The sequence below is a fragment of the Micromonospora avicenniae genome, from assembly GCF_900156065.1.
GTDB classification, from domain to species: Bacteria; Actinomycetota; Actinomycetes; order Mycobacteriales; family Micromonosporaceae; genus Micromonospora; species Micromonospora avicenniae.
This window is the reverse complement of record NZ_FTNF01000009.1, coordinates 170994-189927: the sequence shown is the minus strand read 5'-3', so window position 1 is coordinate 189927 and position 18934 is coordinate 170994. Positions and strand designations below refer to the sequence as shown.

Annotated in this window: 12 protein-coding genes and 1 pseudogene; 5 read left to right on the top strand and 8 right to left on the bottom strand. The window is 72.7% G+C overall.

The window, feature by feature from the left end; all coding sequences use genetic code 11:
• Positions 1-7: 7 nt before the first annotated feature.
• Positions 8-1171, bottom strand: coding sequence for an acyl-CoA dehydrogenase family protein (locus BXA10_RS16280; RefSeq protein WP_076471205.1), 1164 nt, complete (start codon positions 1169-1171; stop codon positions 8-10).
• A gap of 245 nt (positions 1172-1416) precedes the next feature.
• On the opposite strand from BXA10_RS16280, the gene BXA10_RS16275 reads away from it, so the two are divergent.
• Complete coding sequence (locus BXA10_RS16275; RefSeq protein ID WP_076471204.1) at positions 1417-2844, top strand: UDP-glucose dehydrogenase family protein; 1428 nt, start codon at positions 1417-1419, stop codon at positions 2842-2844.
• A 162-nt stretch (positions 2845-3006) separates the two neighbouring features.
• Positions 3007-7917: an SCO7613 C-terminal domain-containing membrane protein gene (locus BXA10_RS16270; RefSeq protein ID WP_076471203.1), complete on the top strand. Its 4911-nt coding sequence runs from the start codon at positions 3007-3009 to the stop codon at positions 7915-7917.
• Positions 7918-8285: 368 nt separating this feature from the next.
• Here BXA10_RS16270 and purE read toward each other — a convergent pair whose 3' ends face one another.
• The 4 genes and pseudogenes from purE to BXA10_RS16250 all read right to left on the bottom strand — a co-directional run bounded on the left by purE (position 8286) and on the right by BXA10_RS16250 (position 14681).
• Positions 8286-8786, bottom strand: coding sequence for a 5-(carboxyamino)imidazole ribonucleotide mutase (gene purE, locus BXA10_RS16265; protein WP_076471286.1), 501 nt, complete (start codon positions 8784-8786; stop codon positions 8286-8288).
• A 53-nt stretch (positions 8787-8839) separates the two neighbouring features.
• On the bottom strand, positions 8840-10015 hold the full coding sequence (locus tag BXA10_RS16260) for a 5-(carboxyamino)imidazole ribonucleotide synthase (protein WP_076471202.1): 1176 nt from the start codon (positions 10013-10015) through the stop codon (positions 8840-8842).
• A 131-nt stretch (positions 10016-10146) separates the two neighbouring features.
• Positions 10147-12189 carry a thioredoxin domain-containing protein gene (locus tag BXA10_RS16255; RefSeq protein WP_076471201.1) on the bottom strand — a complete coding sequence of 681 codons (2043 nt, stop codon included), beginning with the start codon at positions 12187-12189 and terminating at the stop codon, positions 10147-10149.
• A gap of 28 nt (positions 12190-12217) precedes the next feature.
• A pseudogene (locus tag BXA10_RS16250) lies at positions 12218-14681 on the bottom strand (putative bifunctional diguanylate cyclase/phosphodiesterase).
• Between BXA10_RS16250 and BXA10_RS32450 the strand changes: the two are divergent.
• Complete coding sequence (locus BXA10_RS32450; RefSeq protein ID WP_281251436.1) at positions 14674-14805, top strand: hypothetical protein; 132 nt, start codon at positions 14674-14676, stop codon at positions 14803-14805. The pseudogene BXA10_RS16250 and the gene BXA10_RS32450 overlap by 8 nt on opposite strands.
• A 124-nt stretch (positions 14806-14929) precedes the next feature.
• On the opposite strand, the gene BXA10_RS16245 is transcribed toward BXA10_RS32450, so the two are convergent.
• Together BXA10_RS16245 and mca are read right to left on the bottom strand one after the other, a co-directional pair.
• Positions 14930-15223, bottom strand: a complete 294-nt coding sequence (locus BXA10_RS16245) for a hypothetical protein (RefSeq protein ID WP_076471200.1) — start codon at positions 15221-15223, stop codon at positions 14930-14932.
• A gap of 48 nt (positions 15224-15271) precedes the next feature.
• Complete coding sequence (mca, locus tag BXA10_RS16240; RefSeq protein WP_076471285.1) at positions 15272-16156, bottom strand: mycothiol conjugate amidase Mca; 885 nt, start codon at positions 16154-16156, stop codon at positions 15272-15274.
• Between the two features lie 196 nt (positions 16157-16352).
• Between mca and BXA10_RS16235 the strand changes: the two genes are divergently transcribed.
• Both BXA10_RS16235 and greA read left to right on the top strand, forming a co-directional pair.
• Positions 16353-16790, top strand: a complete 438-nt coding sequence (locus BXA10_RS16235; RefSeq protein WP_076471199.1) for a DUF4307 domain-containing protein — start codon at positions 16353-16355, stop codon at positions 16788-16790.
• 291 nt (positions 16791-17081) lie between these two features.
• Positions 17082-17579 carry a transcription elongation factor GreA gene (gene greA, locus BXA10_RS16230; protein WP_076471198.1) on the top strand — a complete coding sequence of 166 codons (498 nt, stop codon included), beginning with the start codon at positions 17082-17084 and terminating at the stop codon, positions 17577-17579.
• 121 nt (positions 17580-17700) lie between these two features.
• On the opposite strand, the gene ilvA is transcribed toward greA, so the two are convergent.
• The gene (gene ilvA / locus BXA10_RS16225; protein ID WP_076471197.1) at positions 17701-18921 is read right to left on the bottom strand and encodes a threonine ammonia-lyase; all 1221 of its coding nucleotides are present in this window, start codon (positions 18919-18921) and stop codon (positions 17701-17703) included.
• Positions 18922-18934: the final 13 nt, after the last annotated feature.

Below are 18934 nucleotides of genomic sequence, written 5' to 3'. Positions count from 1 at the left end.
CCTCGCGTCAGCCGCGCAGCAACTGGCGGGCCATCACGATGCGCTGCACCTGGTTGGTGCCCTCGTAGATCTGGGTGATCTTGGCGTCCCGCATCATCCGCTCGACCGGGTAGTCCTTGGTGTAGCCGTAGCCACCGAGCAGCTGCACCGCATCCGTGGTGATCTCCATGGCGGCGTCCGAGGCGAAGCACTTGGCCGCCGCGCCGAAGTAGGTGAGGTCCGCGTCGCCGCGCTCGGACTTGCCCGCCGCGGCGTACGTCAACTGCCGGGCCGCCTCCAGCTTCATGCCCATGTCGGCGAGCATGAACTGGACGCCCTGGAACTCGGCGACCGCCTTGCCGAACTGCTTGCGCTCCTGGATGTAGCCCTTGGCGTAGTCGAGCGCGCCCTGCGCGATGCCGAGCGCCTGCGCGGCGATGGTGACCCGGGTGTGGTCCAGAGTGCGCATCGCGGTGGCGAAACCGGTCCCCTCGGCGCCGATCATCCGGTCCGCCGGGATCCGCACGTCGTCGAGGTAGACCTCGCGCGTCGGGGAGCCCTTGATCCCGAGTTTCTTCTCCGGCGCGCCGAAGCTCACGCCCGGGTCCGACTTCTCCACCACGAACGCGGAGATGCCCTTCGACCGGGCGGACGGGTCGGTGACCGCGAAGACGGTGTAGTACTCCGACACCCCGGCGTTCGTGATCCACCGTTTCACGCCGTTGAGCACCCAGTGATCCCCGTCACGCACCGCCCGGGTGGTCATCGACGCCGCGTCGCTACCGGCCTCCGGTTCCGAGAGGCAGTACGAGAACATCGCGTCGCCGCTCGCCACCGGCGTCAGGTAGCGACGCTTGAGCTCCTCGGAACCGGCCAGCAGCAGCGGCATCGTGCCGAGCTTGTTCACCGCCGGGATCAACGAGGACGCGGCGCAGGCCCGGGCCACCTCCTCGATCACGATCGCGGTGGCGAGCGCGTCCGCGCCGGCGCCGCCGTACTCGACCGGGATGTGCGGCGCGTGGAAGTCCGCAGCGCGCAACGCGTCGTACGACGCCTTGGGGAACTCGCCGGTCTCGTCCGCCTCGGCGGCGTTGGGTGCCACCTTCGCCGCGCAGACCTCCCGGACCGCCTCACGGATCGCCTCGTGCTCCTCGGGCAACCGGTAGACGTCGAACGACTCCTCTGCGGCCATGCCGGCCCCTCCCCTTCACCGCTATCATGCGCAGTCTGTACCGTCTCCTGACCGCGGACCGCGCAGACTGAAGGATAGCGACCAAGGTTCAGGTACAAGTTACCGCGGCGTAGGCTCGTCCTCGACGGGTACCGCCGCCGCCCGGCGACCATATAAAGACGAGCAGTTCCCTCCGGTGCCCGGCCAGGCGCCGCAGCAGTAGCGACGCGACGTAGCGCCGCCCAGTGCGAGCGGAGAAGACAGGCGTGACGATTCCGTACCCAAACAGCCAGCCGGTGACCCCCATCGCCACGGTGACGCCGCCGTCGGGCGCCGCCCGGCCCCGGGTGACCTTCCTCGGCACCGGCTACCTCGGTGCGACCTACGCCATCTGCTACGCAGAGCTGGGCTACGAGGTGCTCGGCTTCGACGTCGACGCCGACAAGATCGCAATGCTCAACGCGGGTCAGGTGCCGATCCACGAGCCAGGCCTCGACGAACTGCTCCGGCGCAACCTCGCGGCCGGCCGGCTGCGGTTCAGCACCGACATCGCCGAGACCGCCGACTTCGGTGACGTGCACTTCATCTGCGTCGGCACGCCGCAGCGCGCCGACGGCATGGGCGCCGACCTGTCGTACGTCGAGGCGTCGGTGACCGGCCTCGCGCAGCACCTCACCCGCAAGGCGCTGATCGTGGGCAAGTCGACGGTGCCGGTCGGCACCGCCGAGTGGGTGGAGCAGCTCGTCGGCAAGCACACCCCGGCCGACCTCGGAGTCGAGGTCGCGTGGAGCCCGGAGTTCCTCCAGGAGGGCTTCGCCGTCGACGACGTGCTGCGCCCCAACCGGATCGTGGTCGGCGTGAAGAGCGAGTGGGCCAACGGGATGCTCTACGCCGCGCACAAGGGCGTCTTCGACCTGGCCGCCACCGAGGACCGCGAGGTCCCGCTCGTGGTCACCGACTTCGCCACCGCCGAGCTGGTCAAGGTCGCCGCGAACGCGTTCCTCGCCACCAAGATCTCGTTCATCAACGCGATGGCCGAGGTGTGCGAGGTCGCCGGCGGTGACGTCACCCAGCTCGCCCGGGCCATCGGCTTCGACCCGCGGATCGGCAACCGGTTCCTCCAGGCCGGTCTCGGCTTCGGTGGCGCGTGCCTGCCCAAGGACATCCGCGCCTTCCAGGCCCGGGCCCAGGAACTGGGCGCGGGGGAGGCGTTGCGCTTCCTGCACGAGGTCGACCTGATCAACCTTCGCCGCCGTACCCGCGTCCTCCAGCTCGCCGCGGACCTTCTCGGCCGCCGGACTGGTCCCGCCGGACCGGACCTCTCCGGTACCCGGATCGCCGTGCTCGGCGCCACCTTCAAGCCCAACACCGACGACGTACGCGACGCCCCGGCGCTCGCCGTGGCCGGGCTGCTGCGCAAGGCCGGCGCGGAGGTGCACGTCTTCGACCCGGAGGGCATGGAGAACGCCCGCCGAGCCATGCCCGAGCTGATCTACGAGGCCAGCATGACCGACGCCGTGACCGGCGCGGACCTGGTCTGCGTGCTCACCGAGTGGGCGGACTTCCGCAACGCCGACCCGGTCGCCCTCGGCGAACTGGTCGCCGGCCGAAAGGTCGTCGACGGGCGCAACTGCCTCGACGCAGCAATGTGGACGCAGGCCGGCTGGGAGTACCGGGGCATGGGTCGCCCCTGATTGAGATAGCCACGACGGCCGGCCGCGGAACTCATCCGCGGCCGGCCGTTGCCTTTTGCCGGAAGCCTCGTTTGTCCTGGACCCGCCGACAACTGTCGAAAATCGCGCCGGATTTGGGCATGCTGCGACAGTGGAGGTCCACAGTGCGGGTGGAGGGGTGTCGTGGCGACCTTTCAGTGCTCGTCGTGCGGTCGGGAGATCAAACCGGCCGACCGGTGCCCGCACTGCGGCGCCGAGCAGCCACAGTGGGTCGAACACCTGGCGGAGATCGAACGCTCCATAGCGGAGATGAAGGCGCGCGAAGCCGCCATCGCCCGTGAGCAGCGGCAGATCGCCGCGAAGATGCAGGCCGCGCTCTTCCAGCGGGACATCCTCGCGCACGCCGGCGAGGAGCGCACCAAGCAGGCGACCCGACCGCGCCGGGTGCTGCGTCGCCGCCCCGGCCGACGTCCGCCTACCGCCACCACCGGCGCGCCGCCTCGGGTCCCCCGGCAGGGCACCCCGCCCGGATCCGCCGAGCCGCCACCGCCACCACCGCCGGTGACCTGGTTGGACGCCGACGATCCCGAACACCCGCCAGAGGCGTCCTCGCGGGAGGTGCAGAACATCCCGCTCGGGCTGGGCGCGCTGCTGCTCGGCGTCGCCGCGGTGGTCTTCGCCGCGGTGGCGACGAGCTCGATGGACGCGCTCGTACGGCTCGGCATCCTGCTCGTCGCGACCGTGCTGCTGCTGCTCGCGCCGCCCGTGCTGGCTCGGCGCGGGCTCACCTCCACCGCCGAGACGATCGCCGCCGTCGGCCTGCTGCTGGTGCCCCTCGCCGGGTACGCGCTCTGGGCGGTGGACCGGATCGGCAACGGCGGCGCCTCCGGCGCGGTCTTCGCCGGGCTGATCTTCCTAGCGACCACCGCCGTCTCGGTCGGCTACGCCGCCTGGGCTGGGCTGCGCGCACCCCGGTTCGCCACGGTGCTCGCCGCCCAGCCGGTGGTGCCGTTGCTGGCGTACGACCGGATCACCGGGCCGGCCGGTTGGGCGCTGGCGCTGACCGCGGTCGCCCTGCTGGACCTCTGGTTGGCCCGTTCCGGAGTGGCGGTGGAACGCCCGGTCCGGCGCGACCTGCCGGAATCGCCACCCGCGTCCCCGGCACCGCCGACCGCGCCCCGGCAACGGTCCGCCGACACTCGTCCCGAGGCTGCGCCGGAGGAGGCCGGAGAGGTCCTCACCCCGCCGGAACCGACGGCCGCCGAGGCGCCACCCCGTCCGGTGCCCGGGCTGCGTGAGTTGACCTGGCTGCTGCACGGGGTCGCCGTCGCCATCGCGCTGGCGTACGCGGTGACCGCCCTGCTCCGGGCGACCACCGTGCCGGCCGCCACCGGCGCCGGGCTGGTGCTGCTGCTCGCCGCGATCGTGGGGATGGCCAGCACCCTGGCGCTGCGCCGCCCGCCACTGCCGGACCTCGGCGCGGGCGTCCTCACCCTCGCGGTCATCGGCGCGCTGAGCCGAGTCGCCTCGGTGGCTCTGCCGGGCCGGGCGCTGCTGCTGATCGCGGGTGTCATCGCGGTCACCGGCCTGGCCGTCCGGGCCGTACCGGAGGCAGCCCGGCGCGGGCCCCAGCTCGCCTCGGCGGTGGCGCTCACGGTGAGCGGTCTGGTGGTGGCCGGGAGCGCGCTGCGCGCCGGCGTCGCCCCGCTCCGCGCCGCGCTGCCCGCCTGGGCCGCCGACCTCGACCGGTACCCCGCCGAACTCGCCGCCGCGGTCGGCCCGGCCGACTGGCAGTTGGCCGCGAGCGCCTTCCTGCTCACCATCGCCGCGGTGCTGGCCCTGCCGCCGGAGATCCGGCGCGAGTTCGCGGTGACCGGAGCGGCGCTGACCGCCTTGGCGGTCCCGGCGTCGTTCGGTCTGGGCTGGGCGGCCGCGCCCTGGCCGATGGTGCTCACGGCAATCGGCATCGGCGTGGTCGGACTATCCGCCCGCACCAGACGGGCCGCGCTGGCACACGCGGTAGGCGCGGCAGCAGTGGGCCTGTTCGGGGCGGGAGCCGGCCTCGCGCGACCCACGCTGACCGCGGCCGTGCTGGTGGTGCTCTTCCTGGCGGGCGTACTCGTCGCGGTGGCGCCCCGGATCCGGATCGCCCCGGCACCGGCCGACGTCGTCTCCGCGTGGGCCGCCGGCGGCGCGGCGTTCGCCCTGCCGGGCGCGGTGGCCGCCTTCGTCGCCGCCACCACACCGGCGGATCCGACGCCGACCCCGGCGAGCCTGCGCGAGGAGACCGTCCCGGTGCTCGCGGCGGCCTTCCTGGCGGTGTGCGTGACCCTCGGATACACGGCGATCGTCCAGGTCTCGCAGCGGCACATCCCGGCGCCACTGGCGGTCGGCACCGGGCTCGGCGCGCTGCTCGTGACCGCCGCCGCGTTCGGCGCTCCCGGGGCGACAGTGGCCGACGCCTGGGTCGGCGCGCTGTTGCTGGTGGCCGCGGTGCTGCTCTTCCTGGCTCCGTCGATCGACGCGGGCCGCCGCTCCGACCTCACCCTGGACGGGTCGGACCTCGCGGCCGCCGCGGTGACGGCGGCGCTGATCGCCACGCTGGTCCGGATCACGGCCGTGCTCGCTCCCGGCGGCCAGCTCGCGGTCGCCGCCGCGCTGGTGCTGCTCGTGGCAGTGGCGGCTCGGGCGATGCCCGAGGAGTGGCGGCGCGGCCCGATCCTCGGCGTCTCCGTGGGTGGCCTGCTGATCGGCCTGGCTGCCGGCTGGATGGCGCTGCGCGGTGGGGTGGGTGTGCTCGCCACCCCCGGTCCGATCTGGAACGGAGACCTCTCCGGCTGGCCGGCCGCGCCCACCGGAGGATCCACCTGGCAGGCGCCGGTCGCCCTGGGGCTGCTCGCCCTCGCGGCCGCCGTCCTGCTGCCGCCGCCCTGGAGGTACGACGTCGCCGGTGTCGCCGTGGTGCTGGCCACCATCGGGGCACCGGCCGCGTTCGCCCTGCCGTGGTGGTCGCCGGTGCTGGTCGGCGGCATGGTCGCCGCCGTCTTCGGGATGGCCGCCACCGCCTCGTTCGATCCGCGCGCCGCCCTCTCCCGGGCGACGGTCGCCGGGGTGGTGGCCCTGCACGCAGCCGGGGCGGGACTGGTGCGCCCGTGGACGACCGCGCTGGCGCTGGGCAGCATCGCGTTGATCGGTGTGGTGGTGGCCGTGCTGGCTCGCAATTTCGCCGGCACACTCACCGAGGACGTCGAGACCGAGGGCATGCCGCCGCACCTGGCCCAGATCGGGGGCGCGGCGGCGGGCGCGGCGTTGCTCGCCCTGCCGGGCGCGCTCGCGGCCCTGTCCGCCGAGTTCGACCGCTCGGCGCAGGTGGTGCTGACCGCCGCGCTTGCCGCGTCCAGCCTCGGGTTGGCAGCGGTGGCCGCGGCACGCCGCCGCATCCCGCAGTACCTGCCCTGGGCCAGCGTGGCCGTGGCCGGCGGCGCGACGATCAGCGCCCTGGCCGCCTTCCCCACCAGCCTCGCGGTCGGCGTGTACGCGGCCGCGGCCGCCCTGCTCGGCGTACTGGCCGAGTTGGTCCGCGCCGCCACCGTCCCGCCCGCCGGTGCGGCGCAGCCGGTACGACGCTGGTCGGTGCTGCTGGACGGGGCGCTGCGCCGATCGCCCGACGGTCTCGAGCGGCGCCGCTGGCGGGTCAGCCCGGCCGCCGGGGCACTGGCCGCCGCCGTGCTGCCCACCGCCCTGGCGCTCGCCTCGATCGCCCACGCTCTGGAGGTGGCGCTGGTCGAGCCGCACCGGACGCTGGCCCGGATCTGGCAGGGGCCACCGCCGGAGCTGCTCACCCCGCCGCCCGGCGCGGTCGACCCCACGCACGTGCTCACCGCGCTCCTGCTCACCGCGACCGCGACGCTCGCGGCCACCGGGTTCAGCGGCGGTCGGCCTACCCGGGCGGTGCCGGTGGTGCTGCCGGGCGCGGCCGTCACACTGCTCATCGCCCCGACGGCGCTGGGCGCCGGCTGGCCGGCGAACGTCCTCGCCGCGCTGTCCGTCTTCACCATCTCGATGCTGGGGCTCGCCCTGACTCCGCCCCCGCCGCTGGTCGAGCCGGCGCGATCCCTGCGCCTCGCGCGGGTGCTGGTCTTCGTCATCGGCCTGGCAGCGGGCGGCGCGGGGCTCGCCGGCAGCCTGGCCACCCGGGAGCTGACCCTCTTCACCCTCGGTGGAGCGGTGGGCGTGGGCGCGGTGGCGGCGGTCTTCGGCACCACGCAACGCGCCCGGATCCTGGGCTGGCTCTTCGCCTCGTTGATGGCGCAACTGTTCGTGCTGACCGCCGGCCTCGTCGCCGGGCTGGCCGCGGTCTGGTCGGCGTTCGGCGTGCTCGCCGTCGGCGCCGCCCTGCAGGTCTTCGCCGCCGTGCTGCCCCGGCTGCGTCGTCCGGAGGCGCAGCGCGAGGCGGCCACGGTGGAGTGGAGCGGTCACGCTGCCGCGCTCATCGCGCTGGCGCTGGCGTTCGACTCACCTCGGCACATCGCCGCCCTGCTGGCGGCCTGGGGTGCGGTGCTCGGTGTGGCGGCCAGCCGGCCCAACCGCCGGCCGATCGAGCGCCGAGTCCTGTTCTGGGCCGTGGTGGTGTGTGAGATCACCGCCTGGTGGATCCTCATGCGGGTCGCCGACGTGGCGCTGCCCGAGGCGTACACGCTGCCGTTCGCCGCGCTGGCCCTGCTCGTGGGAGTGCTGGAGCTACGCCACCGCCCGGACCTCAGCAGCTGGGTGGCGTACGGCCCGGCGCTGGTCGCCGCGTTCGTGCCGAGCCTCGCGATCGTCCTGGCCACCGGCTCGACCACGCTACGGCAGGTGCTGCTGCTGCTCGGGGCGGTCGCGGTGCTCGTCTTCGGCTCGTCGAGCCGGCAGCAGGCTCCCGTGATCGTCGGGGCCACGGTCACCGCGATCACCGCGATCCATGCGCTCTTCGCCTTCGGGCCGTGGCTGGTGCTGATCCCCGTCGGCATCCTGCTGCTGGTCCTCGGAGCGAGCAACGAGCGCCGCCGCCGCGCTCAGGAGCGCCTCCAGACCGCCCTGCGCGGCATGCGGTGAGGCCGAGGGCGCGCCGGGCGGAAGCTTCGCTCATGGCCGGATGAGGAGCTTCCCCGCAATGACTGTCAGTGATGTCGCTCGCTAGTCACCGAACGTGACGGGCAGCTCCGCCGGACTGCCACCCACTTCGGAGACTTTGCTCTGCACCCCGATACGCACCACCCACCTGGGCAGGGGAATCACCAGCCGCAGTCGCCCGACCGCACAGCAGCGATGGTCACGCACCGCGTCTGGTGCGTATGTGGGTGCAGAGCAAAGGATGGTGGTGGGGGTTGCCCGGTAGCGCGCGAGGATCACCGATGGTCACGGTGGTTCACGTTGGGCGCGGTGGTTGCCGCCGGGCGCGGCGGCAGGGGCGGCGCGGCGGGTCAGGCCACCGCGTTGACGCTCGCCTGGAGCTTCGCGTCCTTCTCGTTGATCATCTGCTCCAGGTTCTCCTGGAAGGAGACCATCCGGGCCCGCAGCTCCGGGTCGGTGGCGCCGAGGATACGGACGGCGAGCAGGCCCGCGTTGCGGGCGTTGCCGATCGAGACCGTGGCAACCGGGATGCCGGCCGGCATCTGGACGATGGAGAGCAGCGAGTCCATGCCGTCCAGGTGCTTGAGAGGCACCGGGACCCCGATCACCGGCAGCGGCGTCACCGAGGCGACCATGCCCGGCAGAGCGGCGGCGCCGCCGGCCCCCGCAATGATCACCTTCAGGCCACGGTCAGCGGCGGCACGGCCGTACTCGATCATCTTCACCGGGGTGCGGTGGGCGGAGACCACCCCAACCTCGTAGGACACGCCGAACTCGTCGAGGACCTCGGCGGCGGCCTTCATGGTCGGCCAGTCCGAGTCGCTGCCCATGATCAACCCGACGGTGGTCACGCGGTTCTGCCTCTCGTTCATCTTTGCGGGGGACGCGAGCTCGCTCCTCGCGTTCACTCATGCCCCTCGCGCAGCCAGCGCGCCGCTCGCACGGCCCGCGCCCGTACGTCGGCCAGATCGTCGCCGAGCACCGTGACGTGCCCGATCTTGCGGCCCGGGCGGACCTGCTTGCCGTAGAGGTGCACCTTCGCGCCCGGCTCGGCGGCGAAGAGGTGGTGCAGCCGCTCGTCGATGGAGATCCCGCCCGGCTCACCGCCGAGCACGTTCGCCATGACCACCACCGGCGCGGCCAGCGAGGTGTCCCCCATCGGATAGTCGAGCACCGCACGCAGGTGCTGCTCGAACTGCGACGTACGCGAGCCCTCGATGGTCCAGTGCCCCGAGTTGTGCGGCCGCATGGCCAGCTCGTTGACGACGATGCCGGGCTTCCCCGAGGCGTCGGCCACCTCGAACAGCTCGACCGCGAGCAGGCCCACCACACCGAGCGAGGTGGCCAGGTCGATGGCGAGCTGCTGGGCGGCGACCGCCAGCTCCTCCGGCAGGTCCGGCGCCGGGGCCAGCACCTCGACGCAGATGCCGTCGACCTGCACGGTCTCCACCACCGGGTACGCGGCGACCTGCCCGAACGGCGAGCGAGCCACCTGCACGGCCAGCTCCCGGCGCAGCGGTACCCGCTCCTCGACGATCAACTCGGTGCCCCCGGCGAGCAGCGTGGTGGCCAGCTCGGCCGCCTGCGCCGCGTCCGTCACCATCCAGACGCCCCGGCCGTCGTAGCCACCGCGGGCCGCCTTCAGCACCACCGGCCAGCCCACCTCGGCGCCGAAGGCCACCAGGTCGTCCGGCGCGCCGACCGGCCGCCAGACCGGTACCGGGGCGCCCAGCTCGGTCAGCCGCTCCCGCATCGCCCGCTTGTCCTGGGCGTACCGCAGCGCGTCGGCCGGCGGGTAGAGCTTCGCCCCTTCCGCCGCGAGGGTGCGGACGTGCTCGTTCGGCACGTGCTCGTGGTCGAAGGTGACGACGTCACAGCCCTTGGCGAAGGTGCGCAGCGCCGCGAGGTCGGTGTGATCGCCGTACTGCACGTCGGCGGCGACCAGCGCGGCACCGTCGTCCGGCGCCAGCGCGAGGACGTGTAGCGACTGACCGAGGGCGATCGCGGCCTGGTGGGTCATCCGGGCCAGTTGGCCACCACCCACCATGCCGACAACAGGCAGACCGGTACGGGAATCCATAGCGGCGCAAGCCTATCCGGGCCTCCGGTCACGGCCACCCCCGGATGGCGAATCGCACGTTCGGCCGCCGTGACGGCGCACTGCCCGGCGTGGCCTGGTAGCACCGGGCCACGCCGGTCGGCCGACGCCCCTCAGCGCCGGTCGAGCTGCGCGACCAGGTCGTCGACCTCGTTGACCGGACGCTCGCAGACGAAACCCCGGCAGGCGTACGCGGTGGAACGCCCGTCGACCAGGGGCCGGTCGGCGAGCAGCGGCACCCCGGGCTGGTCGCTGTGCCCCGCCACGATCACGGCTCCGGGCGGGGCGTGCCGGTGCGCAGCCGAGAGCAGTGGCTCGTCGGCCGGCTGATCGGTCACCACGGCGATCTCGTACGGGCCGGAGACGAGCGCCTCGCCGACGGCCGCCGCGTACCCGGTGAAGCGGGCGTGTCGGGCGACGATCGGCGCGACGGTGGCCAACGCGGCCTCAGCCGCCTCCCGGTACCGGGGCGCGCCGGTCAGTGCCCCGTACGTCACGAGCGCCGCGACGATCGCCGAGCGCCCGGAGGGGGTGGCGTTGTCGGTCGGGTCGGCCGGCCTGGTGACCAGCCGCTCGGCGTCGTCGGCGGTGTCGTAGAAACCGCCGCCCGGTGCCGCGAACCGCTCCAGCGCCACGTCGAGCAGCTGCCCGGCCAGTTCCAGCCAGCGCCCCTCGCCGGTCAGCTGGTGCATCGCGCAGAACGCCTCGGCGACGCAGCCGTAGTCCTCGAGTACGCCGGCGGGGGCACCGACGACACCGCCGCGGGAGACGCGGCGCAGCCGCCCGTCCACGATGTGCGCGGTCGCCAGGTGCTCGGCGGTGTCCCGCATCGCGCCGTCGATGACGATGACGACGCCCTCCATCAGGTTCGCGTCCTCGTCGTCCGGGTTCGCGTAGAGCCTCGCCACCTGCTGGAACTCGGCGATCGCGGTGATCGCGAGCCCGTTCCAGGACGCCACCACCTTGTCGTCCCGGGCCGGCTGCGGGCGGGTGTCCCGGGCGGCCAGCAGCCGGCCGACGACACCCTGCCAGCGGGCGCGGACCTCAGGGTCGGCGTCGTCCACGTCGCGGGCCAGTTTGAGCACGCTGGTGCCGTGCTCGAAGGTGCCGTCGGCGGTGACCCCGAACAGGTCGGCCGCCCAGCGGCCATCCTCCTCGCCGAGCGCCTCGACGAGCTGTTCCGGCGTCCAGACGTAGGTGAGGCCCTCCACGCCCTGGGTGTCCGCGTCCAGGGCGGAGGCGAATCCCTCGCCGGGCCGGTGCAGCTCGTCGGCGAGGAACCGGGCGATGTCCCGGGCCACCCGCCGGGCCAGCCGGTCTCCGGTCAGCCGCCAGAGCTGGGTGTACACCCGCAGCAGCAGCGCGTTGTCGTAGAGCATCTTCTCGAAGTGCGGCACGGTCCAGTGCGCGTCCACCGAGTACCGGGCGAACCCGCCGGCCAGCTGGTCGTAGATGCCGCCCCGAGCCATCGCCTCGCAGGTGTGCCGGACGATCTCCAGACTCCGGGCCGAGCCGGTGCGCTGGTAGTGGCGGAGCAGGAACAGCAGGTTCATGTGCGGCGGGAACTTCGGCGCGCCACCGAACCCGCCGTGCGTCTCGTCGTACTCCTCGGCGAGCTGTGCGGCCGCGGCGTCGAGCAGGTCGGCCTCCAGCGGCGCGGTGGGCCCACCCACGGCCTGGGCGCCACCGATCGCCTCGACCACCGCGCCGCCCTGGCGCACCACGTCATCCCGCTGGTCACGCCAGGCGGTGGTGACCGACTGGAGCAGCCGGACGAAGTTGGGCTTCGGGAAGTAGGTGCCGCAGAAGAACGGGGTGCCGTCGGGCGTGGCGAAGACGGTCATCGGCCAGCCGCCCTGGCCGGTCATGGCCTGCGTGGCGGTCATGTAGACCGCGTCGACGTCCGGGCGCTCCTCCCGGTCCACCTTGATCGAGACGAAGTCGGCGTTCATGAGGGCGGCGACGGACTCGTCCTCGAACGACTCGTGCGCCATCACGTGGCACCAGTGGCAGGCGGCGTAGCCGACCGAGATGATCACGGGTACGTCGCGCCGACGCGCCTCGGCGAACGCCTCCTCGGACCACGGCCACCAGTCGACCGGGTTGTCGGCGTGCTGGAGCAGGTACGGGCTCGTGGCTTCGGCGAGTCGATTCACCCGACGACCTTAACCAGGCGGCCCGGGGTCAGGACGCGCCGTCGGCTCGAAGAGGGAAGACGTTGGGGCGGGCCCGGTCCAGCAGGGTGCCGAGGACAGCGCCGATCTTGTCCGCCGGCATCGGCTTGAAGAAGTGGTAGCCCTGGGCCGCGGTACAGCCCAGCTCGGCCAGCGCCAGCCGCTGCTCCGCGGTCTCCACCCCCTCGGCCACCACCCGCAACCCGAGCTCGTGTGCGAGCCCGACGGTGGTCCGCACGATGGCCGCGGCCTCCGGCGACTCGGCCATCCGGATCACGAAGGAGCGGTCCACCTTCAGTTCGTCGACCGCGATCCGGGTGAGGAACGTCAGGGACGAGAAACCGGTGCCGAAGTCGTCCACCGCGAGCTGCACACCCATCGACCGGAGCGTCGCCAGCACCTCGTCGATGATCTCCAGCTCGCTCATCACCACCGTTTCGGTGATCTCCAGCACCAGCCGGTGCGCCGGCACCTGGTGGCGACGCAGCGCGTCGGCGATCTCGCCGGGCAGCCGCGGATCCAGCAGGCTCCGCGCGGAGAGGTTCACCGAGATCGGGATGTCCAGCCCTTCCCGGGCCCAGCCGGCGGCGACCGCGAGCGCCTTGTCCAGCACGTACCGGGTGAACGTGCCGAGCTGCTCGCTGTTCTCCACCGGCCGGATGAACTCGACCGGGCTGAGCCAGCCACGGCGCGGGTGCCGCCAGCGGATCAGTGCCTCCACCCCGGTCGGCGCCCCGGTGGCCAGGTCGACCGCCGGCTGCAACGCCAGCACGAGCTGGTCGTCCACCTCCAGCGCCTCGCGCAGTTCGGCCAGCAGCGCGAGTTGGTCGGTGCTCGCCGCGTCGCGGGTGCTGTCGTACGCGGCGACGTTGCCGCCGCCCTCCTTGGCCTGGTACATGGCGATGTCGGCCCGGCGCAGCAGCTCGGTCAGGTCGGCGGTGCCCGCGTCGGCCACCACCACCCCGACGGAGACCTCGACGGACATCCGCACCCCCGGCGATCTCGGTGGGTGCGGCCAGCCGCTCGGCGATCTCGCGGGCCTGACGCAGCGCGTACGCCATCGGGGCACTCCGGTCGCCGAGCACCGGGACCGACGCCAGCAACAGCGCGAACTCGTCGCCGCCGAGCCGGCCGAGCAGGTCTCCCGAGCGGGCGAGCGCGCCCAGCCGGCTGGCGGTCAGCCGCAGCAGCTGGTCGCCGGCCACGTGCCCGAGGGTGTCGTTGACCTCCTTGAACTGGTCGATGTCGAGCAGCAGCAGCGCCACCGGATGATCGTGTGCGACCCGGCGCAGCAGCTGGTCGCCGCTACTGAGCATGGCTGCCCGGTTGACCAGGCCGGTAAGCGGGTCGTGCACCGCCTCGTACGACGACCGGGCAGTGACCTGGCGCAGCTCGTGGTGGGTCGCCGCGTCGTGCAGCGCGGCGGCGAGCGCGTCGCCGAAGGCCGCCACCGCATCCCGTTCGCGCCCGCTGGGCGGCGCCGACCGCGGGAAGCGGACCCGCAGGCGCCCGACGGGGAGGTCGCCGACGGTGAGCGAACGGACCAGCTCATGGTCCTCGGGCTCCCCGGGCCCGGATTCGGTGATCTCGCGGTCGACCAGACCACCCGCGGCGTCGCCGCGGTAGCGCCACCAGCACCCGTCGGCACGGACCACGTCGACCTCGACCAGCTCGGCGTGGAACATCGCGAGCGCACCAGCAACCGCCGCACCCGCCACCCCCCGCTCGTCGAGCTGGTTGAGGGCGGCCGTGGACTCGGCGAACGTCCGCCAGGTGCGCCGTTCCTGATCGGCCCGGAGCCGGTGCCGGTAGGTCTGCTGGAGAAGCCAGAGCGGTGGCGGGAGCAGCAACAGCCAGCGCGCGTCGATGTGGAGGAGGACCACCACGACCAGGCCGACCGCCACGTTGCCGACGAACATCAGCAGCTTGCCGCGAAGCGCCGCGAACAGCGGGGGCCCGATCGGTACGCCGTGCCGCAGGCCGAGCGTGACCCCGCTGAGCCAGGCGGTGACCAGCAGGTACGTCACCGCGCCGGCGACCATCGCGGCGGCGAGTCCCGGCGCCGGGGTGGCGAGCAACGGGTGCGCGAGGGTGGTGGTGACCGCCACGGCGAGCGCGGAAGCGGCCGCCAGCGACGCCGCGATCCGGACGGTCTCCAGCACCGGCCGTCGCTCGCCGAACGCCGAGAGCGCCGACCAGGCGAGCCCGGTGCCGACCAGGGTGGCGGAGGGGATCCAACCGGCGGGCACCAGGTAGAGGCAGATGATCAGAGCTGCCTCGCCCCAGGTGATGCTCACCATCCCGGCGGGCGCACGGAACCGCAGTCGGGCCAGTTGGGCGAAGGCGAGGACGGCGACCGCGATGCCATAGCGCGCGGGCGCGGGAATCGGATCGTCGGCGGGCAGGCGATGCGGCAGTACCAGACCTACCACCGCGGCGGCGAGAGCGGCCACGACCAACGCCGCCGTGAGCATCAGGACCTGGGGCGGGATGCCGCGCAGCCCGAGCCGGTCGGCCTGCTCGGGGGCCCGATCGGAGGTCACCGACCCGCTCCGTGGACCGGTACGCACGCCGTACGACGGGCGGGCGCTGCTGTGACGGTCATCGGCGCCCCCTCCCGCGCACGGTTCGGGGACGCGTGGTCCCCCCGGCGAGAGGCTAAGCCAAACCCGGTGGCCGCAACAGGGGTCGACCGCCGGGTTCGGCGTGATTCACGCTCGGACTACCCGTTTCGGTGCTGCTGGCGCCCGGTGGGAGCGTTCAAGGATGAATCCTGTCCTTCACTTCCGTCCGTCGGCTCCACGACCACCGCGTCCGCAGTGCCCGAGTTGCCCGCCGGACCCTGTTGCGCGAACCGATCGGGCAGCCGGCGCAGCCGGGAGTTCATGTTGCGGATCAGCAGGACGGTGGCGGTGCCCAGCACCAGGATGAGGAGAAGACCCATCGGGCCGGCCAGGCCACCCGTGCGGGTGTCCCCGAAGTTGTTCTCCGCGAGCACCTGGGCAGCGGTCAACATGGCGTTCCTCCGATGTGCGGTTGTACACCAGCGTAACGCCGCACCAGATCAGCGGGCATGCGCCGTCTCACGTACACCGGCGAAGAGGTCCGACTCGGGCATCGAGCTCTCCACCAGCGAGCGCGCCAGGTGGAAGTCCTCGGTCGGCCAGGCACTCTGCTGGATCTCCATGGGCACCCGGAAGAAGAACCCGTCCGGGTCGACCTGGGTGGCATGGGCGCGCAGCGCGTCGTCGCGGACCGGGAAGTACTGCGCGCAGGGCACCTGCGTGGTGATCTGCGGGCGATGATCGTTCGGGTTCTCCTCCCAGCGCTTGAGCCAGTCCTGGTAGGGCGACTCCAGTCCGGCGGCGAGCACCGCCTCGTGCAGCGCCATGATCTTCGGCTTGGAGAAGCCGATGTCGTAGTAGAGCTTCAACGGCTGCCAGGGCTCGCCGAGCTCGGGATAACGCTCGGCGTCACCCGCGGCGTCGAAGGCGGCGACGCTGATCTTGTGACACATGATGTGGTCGGGGTGCGGGTAGCCACCCTGCTCGTCGTACGTGGTGACCACGTGCGGGCGGAACTCTCGCATCAGCCGCACCAGGGGGCCGGCAGCCAGCTCGACGTCCTGGAGCGCGAAGCATCCCTCGGGCAGCGGCGGCAGCGGCTCGCCCTCGGGCAGCCCCGAGTCGACGAAGCCGAGCCAGGCTTGCTCGACGCCGAGGATCGCACGCGCCGCGTCCATCTCACCGCGGCGGATCTCCGCGATGTTCGCCCACACGTCGGGCCGGTCGAGCTTCGGGTTGAGCACGCTACCGCGCTCGCCCCCGGTGCACGTCGCGACGAGGACCTCCACGCCCTCGGCGACGTACTTGGCCATGGTTGCGGCACCCTTGCTGGACTCGTCGTCCGGGTGAGCGTGGACGGCCATGAGGCGCAGCTGTTCTGCCAACTTCGGCACTCCTCGTCTGGGTCGGCCGGCCGGCCCGGGACTGGGCCGTTGACCTGCCATGATCCTCCGCCCGATACCCACCGGGCGGTCACCTCCGACAGCCGACCCGCCGTGCTTGACCAGGAGCCGGGCTGGGAGGATGGACTGAGTCATTCTTACTGATGCCACTGACAACGACGCCAGGAGATACCCGCCGGTGAGCGAGACGCACACCACAGTTGCACCGGAAGTCCCGGTGTTTCCGCCCGGGCGGTACGGCCGCCGCCGGGAGATGGGCCGTCGCCGCTCGAAGGTGCCGGCCATCCTGGCGCTCGTCGTCCTGCTGGCCGCGCTGAGTGTGATCTCCGTGCGGCTCTATCGCCAGTACGGCGATCCGAACTATGACGCACAGGTCATCACTTACACCGACATAACCGACAACCAGGTACGACTCGACTTCCGGCTGACCGTGCCGAGCGGCGGTTCGGCGGTCTGCCTGCTGCGTGCCCGTGACCGGGCCGGCAACGAGGTGGCTCGCGAGGAAGTCACCGTGACCGCGCCGCCGGGCGAGAAGCACCTCACCGTCCAGCACCGGCTGTCGACCACCGGCCGCGCCTTCATCGGCGAGGTGCTGCGCTGCCGCCCGGCGGCCTGACCCCCGTGACCGGCCCGAGCCGGCGAAGCGACCGCGCCCGTACCCGAGCGGCGGACGGACCGCGCCGCCGGCCCCGCGCGGCCATCGACCGGCACCCGCCTTCGCCCCGGAACCGCACCTGACCAGCCCGTACCCGGCCGCACGGTAGGCGCGCAGGTGGACGGATGGGCGTGCCGGCGGACAGGCTCTGGATGATCCGCTGCTGGTGTTCGTCGCCACCTCGTGTCGTATCGCACTGGTAACTTGGAGATTCACCTGTCAGCCAGCCACGCACAACTGAGGAGATCGCCTGTGTCCACTGGCAACGAGGCGCCCGCCACCTGGCTGTCGCAGGACGCTTACGACCGGCTCCAGGCCGAGCTCGACGAGCTGATCGCCAACCGGCCGGTCATCGCCGCCGAGATCAATGCCCGGCGCGAGGAGGGCGACCTGCGCGAGAACGGCGGATACCACGCCGCCCGCGAGGAGCAGGGCAAGGCCGAGGGGCGCATCCGCTACCTCCAGGAACTGCTGCGCACCGCGCAGGTCGGCGAGGCCCCGTCCGCCGACGCGGTGGCGCCCGGCATGGTGGTGACGATCTACTTCGACGACGACAAGGACGACACCGAGACCTTCCTGCTCGGTTCCCGCGAGATCGCGTCCACCACCGACCTGACCGTCTACAGTCCCGAGTCGGCGCTCGGCAAGGCCATTCTCGGCGGCCGCGCCGGGCAGACCTGCACCTACACGGCGCCCAGCGGGGCGGACATCAAGGTGACAGTGGTCAAGTTCGAGCCGTTCGGCGGCTGAGCCCCGGGCCGGACGGCCCGCACACCGTGCAGCGAGGCGTGACACCTACCGGTGTCACGCCTCGCTGGTATGGACCGCCTCGCTGGTATGGACCGCCTCGCTGGTATGGACTGCCTCGCGCTCACCCCTCGCCGGCGAAGACCACCTGGTAGCCGCTGGCCCGCAGCGCGCTGATCAGAGTGTCCGAATGCTCCACGCCGCGCGTCTCCACCGAGAGCGCCACCTCCACCTCACCGAGGTGCAGGTGTGGGTGGACCCGCTGGTGCTCCACGTCCACCACGTTCGCCCGGTGCTCGGCGATCTCGCTCAGCAGCGAGGCGAGCTGACCGGGACGATCCGAGCAGCGCACGGTGAAGCGCAGGTAGCGTCCGGCGGCGGCCAGTCCGTGTTCGATCACCCGCAGCATCAGCAGCGGATCGATGTTGCCGCCGGAGAGCACCGCGACCACCGGCGCCTCCACCTGCACCACACCGGCCAACAACGCCGCCACTCCGACCGCGCCGGCCGGCTCGACCACCTGCTTGCCGCGCTCGAGGAGCATCAGCAGCGCCCGGGAGATGTCCTCCTCGGAGACGGTGACCACCTCGTCCACCAGCTTGCGTACGTGAGTGAAGGTGAGATCGCCGGGACGGCCCACCGCGATGCCGTCGGCGATGGTGGCGAACGCCGGCAGCCGCACCGGCTCCCCCGCGAGCAGGGAGGGCGGGTACGCGGCCGCGCCGGTCGCCTGCACACCGATCACCCGGATGTCCGGACGCAGTGCCTTCGCGGCCACCGCGATCCCGGAGACGAGGCCACCGCCGCCCACCCCGGTGATGATCGTCTTGACGTCCGGGCACTGCTCGAGGATCTCCAGCGCCACCGTGCCCTGACCGGCGATCACGTCCCGATGGTCGAACGGGTGGATGAACACCGCGCCGGTCCGCTCGGCGAACGTCTGCGCCGCCACCATCGACTCGTCGACCGTGTTGCCGATCAGCTCGACCTGCGCGCCGTACCCCTTGGTGGCGGCGACCTTCGGCAGCGGCGCGTTCACCGGCATGAAGACCGTGGCGTGCGTACCGACCAGGCCGGCGGCGAGCGCCACCCCCTGGGCGTGGTTGCCGGCGCTCGCCGCCACCACACCCCCGGCGCGTTCCTCCGCCGACAGCCGGGAGATCCGGACGTACGCACCGCGCACCTTGTACGACCCGGCCCGCTGCACGTTCTCGCACTTGAGCCAGGCCGGTCCACCGAGGGCTGCGCTCAGCGGCCGGGAGGGTTCCAGCGGGGTGGTGCGGGTGACGCCGGCGAGCAGCTCTCGCGCGGCCTGTACGTCGGCGAGACCGACCAGTTCCGTCATGCCCCGATCGTGC